The organism is Falsiroseomonas sp. HW251 (genome assembly GCF_050563545.1).
Classification (GTDB): domain Bacteria; phylum Pseudomonadota; class Alphaproteobacteria; order Acetobacterales; family Acetobacteraceae; genus Falsiroseomonas.
The window spans coordinates 32,180-42,183 of sequence record NZ_JBNXUM010000045.1 but is presented as its reverse complement, the minus strand read 5'-3'; the positions used below and the strand labels follow the sequence as shown (position 1 = coordinate 42,183).

Annotated in this window: 7 protein-coding genes; 1 reads left to right on the top strand and 6 read right to left on the bottom strand. The window is 69.9% G+C overall.

Translation table 11 applies throughout. The annotated features are described in order from the left end of the window. Nucleotides 1-950 precede the first annotated feature (950 nt). Complete coding sequence (locus tag ACLF3M_RS32660) at nt 951-2,360, bottom strand: MFS transporter (RefSeq protein WP_430661202.1); 1,410 nt, start codon at nt 2,358-2,360, stop codon at nt 951-953. A gap of 1 nt (nt 2,361) precedes the next feature. Here ACLF3M_RS32660 and ACLF3M_RS32655 point away from each other — a divergent pair, with 1 nt between their 5' ends. Then, nucleotides 2,362-3,297: a lipid kinase gene (locus ACLF3M_RS32655; RefSeq protein WP_430661201.1), complete on the top strand. Its 936-nt coding sequence runs from the start codon at nt 2,362-2,364 to the stop codon at nt 3,295-3,297. Here the strand turns inward: ACLF3M_RS32655 and ACLF3M_RS32650 are convergent. From ACLF3M_RS32650 to ACLF3M_RS32630, 5 genes are all read right to left on the bottom strand, one after another. Then, complete coding sequence (locus ACLF3M_RS32650) at nt 3,221-4,471, bottom strand: SDR family oxidoreductase (protein ID WP_430661200.1); 1,251 nt, start codon at nt 4,469-4,471, stop codon at nt 3,221-3,223. The two genes, ACLF3M_RS32655 and ACLF3M_RS32650, sit on opposite strands and share 77 nt — an antisense overlap. Before the next feature lie 94 nt (nt 4,472-4,565). Continuing rightward, complete coding sequence (locus ACLF3M_RS32645; RefSeq protein WP_430661199.1) at nt 4,566-5,576, bottom strand: AI-2E family transporter; 1,011 nt, start codon at nt 5,574-5,576, stop codon at nt 4,566-4,568. Nucleotides 5,577-5,609: 33 nt separating this feature from the next. After that, nucleotides 5,610-6,329 carry a hypothetical protein gene (locus ACLF3M_RS32640; RefSeq protein ID WP_430661198.1) on the bottom strand — a complete coding sequence of 240 codons (720 nt, stop codon included), beginning with the start codon at nt 6,327-6,329 and terminating at the stop codon, nt 5,610-5,612. A gap of 37 nt (nt 6,330-6,366) precedes the next feature. Then, nucleotides 6,367-6,906, bottom strand: coding sequence for a hypothetical protein (locus ACLF3M_RS32635; protein WP_430661197.1), 540 nt, complete (start codon nt 6,904-6,906; stop codon nt 6,367-6,369). 110 nt (nt 6,907-7,016) lie between these two features. Beyond that, nucleotides 7,017-9,989 carry an FAD-binding and (Fe-S)-binding domain-containing protein gene (locus tag ACLF3M_RS32630; protein ID WP_430661196.1) on the bottom strand — a complete coding sequence of 991 codons (2,973 nt, stop codon included), beginning with the start codon at nt 9,987-9,989 and terminating at the stop codon, nt 7,017-7,019. Nucleotides 9,990-10,004: the final 15 nt, after the last annotated feature.

Here is a 10,004-nt window from a genome sequence, read left to right as displayed (position 1 = left end):
ACCCACAGCGGACTCTCGCGTCGGTCGACATCCCGCCGACCGTGCTCGGGGAGCTGCGTCGGTGGAGCAGGTCAGCGGCGGAGCAACGCGCCTCACCGCACCAGCATCAAGCCGGCCGGTTGCGGTCATGAACTGCATCGAGGTGTCCAAGCGGCCCCCTCAGCGTGCTGGTTTCGTGATGGCGATGTGGGCAGAGCTGGTGCCCTTCGCGCACCGCGGAGGCGGCCGCCTCATCTGCTACCGCGCCCTTCGCCGCACGCTTCTCCGATTTCGCCGCCGCCTTTGCCTGTTTGGCGCGCTAACGGTCCTTGCGTTCCACGTTGTAGTTCGGCTTCCGCCTGCTTGGTCCTTCTGAATGACATGCGCCGATCGCCGTCGGCGCGGCACGTCGCCGTACGGCACGTCGTGGCGCCGGAAAAATCCTTTGGTCGATCGAAAGCGTCGAGGCTCTCGCGTCTTCGTGCTTCGCACGACCTGAGTCCGCAAGCATGCAGGCGAGTGGGGCTCGAGTGCGGATCGGCGAGAGTGCCCGCGGACGGTCAGGCGACAAGGTTGCTTGTCGCAGTTCTGGCTGTTCGCTGGTAGTGGCCGCCGATGAAGCAAGACAGCGATCCGAAGGCAGCGTCAGCGAACTCTGGCGATGTTGTCCAAACCATTCCGACCAGGGCCGAGATGTACCGGAAGCGCCTTCATCAGGCCCAGACTGTCGCTGCGCAGATTGCCCGTGCACGGTCAGCCGGCGGGACGCCTAACGAAGCCGAAGCGGCGCGCTTGATCGCCGAGTTCCACGCCCGTGGCGGCCGAGTGACGGTCTGCCTCGAGCTACGCGAGACCGATACATCGGCAGCCGGGCACCGCACCGGGCGAAACAGCCTAGACTAGGTGCCGGACGGCATTGGAGGCCCTTCTCCAGCAGCCCGATGCGCCCTGACGCGCACGCGCTTCCCCTATCAGGAGAGCGGCCGCCGCGCGGTTTCAGGCATGGCCGCGATGGTGAGAAAGGAGACCACCGCGGCAGCGATGACGTAGAGCGACGGCGACATCGGGCTGCCGCTCGTGGCGATCAGCCAGGTCGCGACGAAAGGGGCAAAGCCCCCGAAGAGGGCGACAGCCAGAGCGTAGGAGGTGCTCATCCAGGTGGAGCGCCCTCGCGTCGGGAAGATCTCGGCGATGGCGGCCGGCCCGGGGCCGGAGAACAGCGCGATCGCGACGCCGAACAGCAGCTGGATCAGCACGACCATGGCGAACTCTGCGTGGTGAGCGAGCATGAGCGACATGAGCGGCCAGGTCATGACGGCAAAGAAGCCGCAGGAGGCGAGCAGCAGCGGCTTGCGACCGAAACGGTCCGAGAGCAGGCCTGTGAGCGGGATAAGCACCACGAGCGCCACCAGCCCGATCGTGTTCGCCCAGAGCGACTCCTGCGACGAGAGGCCGACCTGCGTTCGCGTGAAGGTCGGCATGTAGTTGAGGAACACGTAGTAGGAGACGGTCCAGAATATCGTGAAGCCGAACGCGCGAGCTGCGGGGGGCCAGCCGCTGCGAGGCTGCGGCAGATCGGCCTGGCTGGAGCCCTGCGCCGGCGCCGCCTCGTATGCTGGCGTCTCCCCCACATGGCGTCGCATGTACTGTCCAAGCAATCCGAGCACGCCGCCAAGCAGGAACGGCACGCGCCATCCCCAGGCCTCCAGCGCATCGGGCGGCAGCAGCGTCGCGACCAGTGCGCCGATGCCGGATCCGAGCAGCAGGCCTGCCGCCACCGACATCTGCTGGAAGCTGCCATACAGGCCGCGCCGGCCTGTCGGTGCCCATTCCACCATGAAGGCGGTCGAACCGCCCCACTCCCCGCCGGCGGAGAAGCCCTGCAGCAGCCTCGCAGCGACCAGCAGGGCGGGTGCGGCGGTGCCGATGGCGGCGTAGGTGGGCAGCAGACCGATCGCCACGGTGCCCGCTGCCATCAACATGATGGTCAGCACCAGCGCGGGCCGCCGGCCATAACGGTCACCCATCCAGCCGATGACGATGCCGCCGAGCGGACGGACAACGAAGCCCACGCCGAACACCGCAAAGGTGGCGAGCAGCGAGGCGGTCGGGTCCTCGGAGGGGAAGAACTCCCGGCCAATCGTCGCGGCGAAGAAGGCGTAGACGCTGAAGTCGTACCACTCGAGAACATTGCCGACAGTCGCCGCGGCGACCGCGCGCCGGCTCTCGTCCGTTCCGGTGACGGCTGGCTGCATCGGTTCCGGCCCCGCGATGTTACAGGCTGCATGGCAACGTGCCGCGCCGGATGCGCGTTCCACCGGAACCGGAAGAAGCGTCTGCACCGCGTCGTCGGCGCATGGCAGCCGATCCTGGCGCTGCAAGATGATCTTCACGGAGGCCTCGAAGTTGGATCCGGCGGATGTCGCGTCATGCTCCTCCCGGCGTGCGTTGCTGGTCGTCAACCCCGGTGCGCGTCGCGGCGATGCCGACATCTCGGAGGTGCTGGACGTCCTGCGTGCGTCCGGGATGACCGTCGAGGTGCATGCATCGGCACCTGGCCAGACGGTTTCCGATGCCATTCGCCAGCGCGCCGACGAGGACCTGGACTGTGTCGTCCTCGGTGGAGGGGACGGCACGCTCAACGAAGCGGCCACGGCGCTGTTCGATGCAGGGCTTACTCTCGGGATCCTGCCGATGGGCACGGCCAACGACCTGGCGCGCACCCTGGGCATTCCACCGGACCCTGTCGCGGCTGCCCACATCATCGCGGGCGGCCATACCAGGAGCATCGATCTGGGGGAGGTGAACGGGCATCCCTACTTCAATGTCGCGAGCCTCGGCTTCAGCGCGGATCTGGCTCGGGACCTGGGCGCGGAGGCGAAGAAGAAGTGGGGCAGGCTGGGTTATGGGCTCGCGGCGCTCCGCCTTCTACGCAGCGCCAGACCCTTCAGCGTGTGGCTCGATCATGATGGGACGACCGAGCATTTCAAGACGCTCCAGGTTGCTGTCGGGAATGGCCGCTTCTATGGCGGCGGGCTGACAGTGGCGTCGTCGGCGCAGCCTGATGACGGCAGCCTGGACGTCTACAGCCTGGAGGTGGCGCATTGGTGGCGCCTGCTCGCGCTGCTGCCGTGGCTGCGACGGGGAACACATGGCAGTTGGCGCGACGTGCGCGCTTTCCGGACGACCGAACTGGTGCTTCGCACACGGCGTCCGAAGCCGATTAACGCCGATGGCGAGATCAGGACACAAACGCCCGCGCGATTTCGTCTGCTAAAGCAGGCGATACGGGTCTACGCTCCTGCGCCGGCGGAGTAGCAGGCGTAGGCCGGGTGGTCGGCCCGGGTGTCGCATCTCCTGCCCGTGACGCCGCGCACCTTGCTGCTCGGCGCGACCGACGGACTGCTCGACGCAGGACTGGAGTGCGCGCAGGCAGGTGCACGCGGATACAGCCGCTTCGCCAAACGCGCCATTGCATGGGGCCGAAGCGTCGACCCAGCGCGAAGCCGGCTGCCGCAATGCCGACGCAGCACAGGGCCGCCACACCGCGAAGCATCGGCGGCTCCACCGCGTGGAGACGGCGTTTCGCGCAGGCGTCGAAGCGCCCGTTGGCGCCGTGGTCCGTCGGCGCCGGACCTTGCAGCGTGTCCGGCTCTCCGGGGAGGACAGGCCTGTCGGACAATTGGCCCTCATAGGCCGTGCGCGCGAGATACCGGTCGGCGAAGCCGGGCGCGAGCATCGCGCCAAGGATCGCCTGCACGGCCGGAAAGCCGAGCCAGCGCTCGCGGGTAGGGTGTTCCGCCGCACGCACGACCTCGGCGGCGACGGCTGCGGGCTGGTAGCAGGCGCCGACGGGCTGGTGGCGGCGCCCGAAATGCATGTGCGACCAGTCGAATTGCGGCGTGTTGACGCCGGGCAGTTGCAACATCGTCAGCCGGATCCGGCTGCGGTCGTGGATCAACTCCGTCCGCAGCGAATCCGTGAAGCCGCGGATGGCGAACTTGGCCCCGCAATACGCGGATTGCAGCGGGATGGCGCGGTAGGACAGGGCGGATCCGATCTGGACGATCGTGCCGCGGTTGCGCGGGCGCATGTGCCGCAGCGCTGCAAGCGTCCCATGCACCGTGCCGAGATAGGTCACCTCCGTCACGCGGCGGAATTCGGCCGGCGTGATGCGGTCCACCGGCCCGACCACCGTCTCCATCGCGTCATTGACCCAGACGTCGATCCGGCCCCAGCGCGCCATGACGCGGTCGGCGGCCTGGTAAACGGCCTCGGCGTCGGCGACGTCCGTCGGCGCCGTCAGCGCCTCGCTGCCCGCGGCCTCGACATCGTGCCGCGCGCCGGCGAGCCCCGCCTGCCCGCGCGCGAGCAGCGCGACGCGGTAGCCGCGCCGGGCGAAGGCGATCGCTGTCGCGCGGCCGACACCGGCGGAGGCGCCGGTGACCACGACGACCGGTGAGGATCCGAGGGGGCGGCTGCTCTCGCTCATCCGCATTTGCCTCTGCTGCGGCCCGGCACCTCGGCGATATGCCAGGCGATGACCGCCCGGGAACGCGATTTGGCGCGCCGTGTTCCGCCGCGCCTCATTCGCGCGACAGCAGCCGGGCGATCCAGCCTGTCGCGCGGAATTGGGCGCAGGTCACGACGAAGGCCGCGGTGAGCGGGATGGCCATCAGGCCGCCCGCCGCCCCCCAGGCCCAGCCCCAGAAGACCAGCGCGATGAGGATGGCCGTGGGCGAAAGCGACACGCCGCGGCCCTGCAGCCAGGGATAGACGAGGTTGCTGATCACGATCTGGATGGTCGCATAACCCGCGAACACGATCGCCGCATGCGCACCGAGCCCGAACTGCACCACGGCGAACAACGTCGGCGGGACGATGCCCGCGATGTTCCCGACCACGGGAAAGAAGTTCAGCAGGAAGTTCAGGATGCCCCACAGCATCGCCAACTCCAGCCCGGTCACCGCGGCCCAACCCGCGCAGGCCGCGCCCGTCAGCACGCTCGTCAGCGCCGTCACGCCCGCATAATCGCGGACCTTCGTCGAGATCTGCTCCGCGGTGGCGATGATCCGGTCGGCCTCCTCGGACAGGGTGGACCGGCGCAGCCGACGTGTCGCGGCGGACACTTCCTGCAGCCCGAACAGCACCAGGATGGCGACGAGACAGACATAGGCGCCGATCGTCCAGATATCCGCCAGGACGGCCTTCGCGACGCCGAGCAGGCGCCGATAGCCGTCGTCGCCGCTGATCACCGGCAGGCCATGCGCCGCGGCCCATCCGGTGGCGCGGGCGTAGATGGCCTCGAACTGCCCCCGGCGCTCGACGAGCGTGCCGACGAGCTGCGAGACGGAGACATAGAGGGCAGCGACGAAGGCGATGCAGATGACCAGCAGGACCAGCACCGTGCCGGCATAGCTCGCCCAGGCCGGCACCACGCGATCGAGGCCGGTCTTCACCGGCCAGGCTGCGGCGACGACGAAGGCCGCCGCAGCGAGCGGCATCGAAACAGGATAGCTCCACTTGAGCGCGGCCACCGAGGCCAGGCCCACGAGGACGGCGAGCAGGCGGTTGCGGACGACGTCGTGCTCGGGCATCGGCGACCGCCTGCTGCGCGGGGGCAGGCGGCGCTAGCGTGTCGCGCCCTGCGCCGGCGAGCCGGGGCTACCCGCCGACCCCGCCGCCGGCGCGGATGAGCCGCCCGAGCTGCCGGCCATGGCCGCGTTGCTGCCGGAGGAGGACTGCTGCTGGTTGGCCGGGGGCTGCGCGCCGGCGTTTCCGGTCCCGCCGTCGCCACGCAAGGCCTGGCGGGCCTGCTGGATCGCGGCCTGCACACCTTGTCGGTCGCCGCGCTGCAGGGCCTGCTCGGCCTGCGAGAGCGCCCGGTCCACCTGCTGCTGGCCGCGCTGCGCATCGGCCTGGCGGAACACCTGGTCGGCCTGATCCAGCGCGGAGCGGGCGCGGTTCTGGTCGCCCTGCTGCAACGCTGTCCGTGCCTCCTGCAGGGACTGCCGCAGGTCGCGCATGGCCTGCTGCTGACGGTCGCGGTCGATCAGCAGGATGAGCACGCCCTGGTCGTCGTTCCAGCCGCCGCCCTGGCCGGCGGCCTGCTGGCCCATGCCGTATGACTGGCCCGCGCCATACTGGCCGGAGGATTGGCGGCGCTCGTCCTCGCGTCCCAGCCGGTAGCCGCGTTCGTAGAGTTCGCGCAGGTAGCCATTGTCGGATTGCGCGTAGCGCTCCGTTGCCGGGCCTGCCTGGTAGCCCTGTGCTGCGGCGCTGCCCATGCCGAGGGCGCCGGCCGCGAGCGCGGCGGCCAGCATCGCCGTGGTGGTCTTCGCATGCATCATCGCTTCGTCTCCTCGTGGTTGTCCTATGCCCGTCGCGCTAGCGGGTGCGCATCTCCGGCGGCAGTTGCAGCATCGCCTCCTGCGTCTCGATCAGGGCCTGGCGCGCGCGGGACATCGCCTCGTTCCGCTGATCGCTTGGCGGCTGCTGCGCCATTGCCTGGACCGCCTCGCGCAGGCTTTGCGCGGCGGTGAAAAGCCAGTCCACGGAAGGCGTGTAGACCGGCATCAGGGCGAAGTGCTGCATGCCGCGATAGGCCGGCGTGTCCGGCAGCACGCCCGGGACCATGACCATGTGCCGGTCGCCCCGGCCGCCGCCGTCGCCCGGCATCGGCGCGCGGGCATCCGCGCCCGAGGCCTGGCCCGAGGCGGCCGAATGCGCGGCAAGCCGGCCGTCGATATAGCCGCGGGCGAGCGCCTCGCGCGCGAGGTCCTGCAGCCTGGCGTCGTGGCCGGTCGCGTCTTGCGCCTCGCCCCAGCCCTTGCCGGGCTGCGCGGACACGGCAGTCGGCGCCAAGGTCGCCGCACCGCCGAGCAGCACGGCCGCAAGGACCGCGCCGGGAAGCTGTCTGCCTGTCATGCGTTCTCCTCCGGATCACTCGCGCATGGGAAGATGAGCAGCGGCGCAGCCCGGCACAGTCCGGAGTGCTACCTAGGCAACCGTTGCGGCGCGCGGCGCCGGCCATGCGGTCACGCCTGGCCCGGCCGGGACAGGCACGCTGCCGCCAGCTCTGCGACATGCGCCGTCCCGCGGCCCGTGCCCTGCTCGATCTGCTCGCGGCAGGAGAATCCGTCGGCGACGACCCAGGCGTCGCCCGGCGCGGCGCGCAGCGCAGGGAACAGCCCGCGCTCGGCGATCGTCTGGGAGACGTCGTATTTCTCCGCTTCGAAGCCGAAGGCGCCGGCCATCCCGCAGCAGCCGAAGGGCATCACCTCGTAGTGCAGGCCGAGACGGTCGAGCAGCGCGCGCTCACCCGATGGCCGGATCACCGCGTGGTGGTGGCAGTGGATCTGCACCTTGGCCTGCTGGTCCGGCACGCGTTGCAGCGGGAGCCGGTCGGACTCACGCATCAGGAAGTCGGCGATGTGGAAGGTATGGGCGCTGAGCCGGCGCGCCAGATCGTCCTTGGGGAAGAGGCCCGGCAGCTCATCGAGGAAAGCGGTGACGCAGGCAGGCTCCAGCCCGACCAGCGGCGTGCCGGCCTCGATCTCCGGCCGGAGCGTCTCGAGCGTCTGCCGCCAGAGCCGCGTCGCCCGATCCAGCATGCCCCAGTCATAGAGCGGGCGGCCGCAACAGAGCGGGCGCGCGGGGATGTGCACGTCCCAACCCGTGGCCTCCAGCAGACGAACCGCGGCTTTTGCGGTCTCCGGGCGGAAGAAGTTGTTGAAGGTATCCGGCCATAGCAGCACGCGACGGCCGCTGCCGCGCGGCGAGTCGCGACGGGCGAACCAGCGCGTGAAGGCCTCCGCGGCGAAAGGCGGGATGCGCCGCTGCGGCGCGATGCCGCCGGCCCATTTGGCCAGGCGCGAGAGACCCGGCGTGCGCAGCAGCGCATTGACCGCGCCGGGTGCGGCGGCGGCGATCGGCGCCCAGTCCTGGATCATGCCCATCGCGAAGGCCGCACGCGGGCGCAGGCGACCCTTGTAGTAATGCGCCTGGAACTCGGCCTTCCAGGTCGCCATGTCCACATGCACGGGGCAATCGCTCTTGCAGCCCTTGCAGCCGAGGCAGAGATGCAGCGCGTCGTGCACTGCATCGCTGCGCCAGCCCTGCTCGATCGCGCCGCCATGCACCATCTCGAACAGCATGCGCGCCCGGCCGCGCGTGCTGTGCTCCTCCTCCCGCGTCGCGAGATAGCTCGGGCACATCACCTCGCCCTTGGTGTCGGTGCGCCGGCAGACCGCAACGCCGAGGCAGCGTTCCGCCGCGCGGTGAAAGCCGCCGACGTCCGAATAGTCGAACCAGGTCGGGATCCGGGGCGGCCGGTAGTCCGGGCCAAGCCGCAGGTTCGAGGTGATGGGGTAGGGGTCCACCACCTTGCCCGGGTTCATCCGCCCGGCCGGGTCCCAGATCGTCTTGAACTCCCGGAAGGCGTGGACGAGCTCGGGCCCGTACATCTTCTCGAGCAGCGCGGCCTTGGACTGGCCGTCGCCATGCTCGCCCGACAGCGAGCCGCCGTACCGCACCACCAGATCCGCTGCCTCGTCCAGGAAGCGCCGCCAGGTCTCGACGCCCTGCTCGTGGCGGATGTCGTAGCTGATGCGCGAATGCACGCAGCCATCGCCGAAATGCCCGTAGAGCGGCGTCTGGTAGCCGTAGCGGTCGAGCAGCGCGTGGAAGTCGCGGAGATAGGCGCCGAGCCTGTCGGGCGGCACCGCGCTGTCCTCCCAACCTTCCCAGGTCTCCGGGCGGCCGGGCACATAGGTGCTGCCGGGCAGGCTGGCCTCCCGCACCTTCCATATCTTCTCCTCGTCCGGTTCGTCCTTCACCAGCTTGGCGCGGATGCCGGGGCGGTCGGCGAAGGCGGCCTTCAGCCGATCCGCCTTCGCGATCGCTTCCTCCTCGGTCCAGCCGTTGAACTCGACGACGAGCCAGTCATGCGCGTCGGGTAGGATGCGGATGTTGCCGGCCTCGAGGTGCTTGCGCTGCATGCCCTCGATCAGGAAGTGGTCTATGCCCTCGACCGCGATCGGGCCGAATTCCAGCACGCGGGGAACGACGTCCGCGGCCTCGAAGATGCTGTCGAAGGCGAGCACGACCATCGAACGCTCCGGCGGATCCGGCACCAGGCGCAGCGTCGCTTCCAGGACGGTGACCAGCGTGCCCTCGGTGCCGACCAGTGCCTTGGCGACGTCGAAGCCGTGCTCAGGCAGCAGCTTGTCGAGGTCGCAATAACCGGAGACGCGACGCGGGATCTTCGGATAGCGTGCGCGGATCAGCTCACCGTAGCGCTGCCGGAATGCGTCCATGGCGCGGTAGATCTCCGCGCGGCGGCCGCCGGCGGCGAGAATGGCCTGGAACTCTTCCGCGTTCGTCTTCCCGACGGTCAGGCGCAGCCCGTCATAGGTCAGCACCTCCAGCGTCTCGACATTGTCGGCGGTGCGGCCGGCCATGACGGAGTGCGGCCCGCAGGAGTTGTTGCCGATCATGCCGCCGAGCGTGTTGCGCGTGTGCGTGGCGGGGTCGGGGCCGAAGGTCAGCTGGTGGCGGTTCGCGGCCTGGCGCAGCACGTCGAGGATGCAGCCGGGCTCGACGCGGGCGACGCGACGCACGGGGTCCACCTCCAGCACGTGGTGCAGGTATTTCGAGAAGTCGAAGATCACCGCCGTGTTCGTGCTCTGCCCCGCCAGCGCCGTGCCGCCGCCGCGCGGGAAGACCGGCACGCCGAAGCGGCGGCAGACCGACATGGCGCGCACCACGTCCTCGTTGCTGCGCGGCACCACGACGCCGATCGGCACCTGGCGGTAGTTCGAAGAATCCGTGGCGTAGAGCGCGCGGCTGCCGGCATCGAAGCGCACCTCCGCGCCGGTCTCGCGCCGCAGTGCCTCGGCGAGGCGCGCGGGATCCAGCCCCGGCTCACTCGTGAAGGCTGCGCTTACACGACCATGGGCGTCATGGCGCACCTCGCGCCGCATGACATGCGGGCGGTTCGCAACGGTCATCTCGGTGTCCTCGTG